This window comes from Domibacillus sp. F004 (assembly GCF_057814295.1).
In genome coordinates, this window is sequence record NZ_JBVATB010000025.1 from 1 (window position 1) to 487 (window position 487).

Below are 487 nucleotides of genomic sequence, written 5' to 3' on the forward strand. Positions count from 1 at the left end.
GAATTAAACCACATGCTCCACCGCTTGTGCGGGCCCCCGTCAATTCCTTTGAGTTTCAGCCTGGCGGCCGTACTCCCCAGGCGGAGTGCTTAATGCGTTAGCTGCAGCACTGAGGGGCGGAAACCCCCCAACACTTAGCACTCATCGTTTACGGCGTGGACTACCAGGGTATCTAATCCTGTTTGCTCCCCACGCTTTCGCGCCTCAGCGTCAGTTACAGACCAAAGAGCCGCCTTCGCCACTGGTGTTCCTCCACATCTCGACGCATTTCACCGCTACACGTGGAATTCCGCTCTTCTCTTCTGCACTCAAGTCTTCCAGTTTCCAATGACCCTCCACGGTTGAGCCGTGGGCTTTCACATCAGACTTAAAAGACCGCCTGCGCGCGCTTTACGCCCAATAATTCCGGACAACGCTTGCCACCTACGTAGTACCGCGGCTGCTGGCACGTAGTTAGCCGTGGCTTTCTGGTCAGGTACCGTCAAGG

The 487-nt window shown here is 56.5% G+C and carries 1 rRNA gene; it reads right to left on the reverse strand.

What is annotated here, in order from left to right:
• Positions 1–487 (reverse strand): 16S ribosomal RNA (locus ACZYRN_RS19235); the annotation flags it as partial.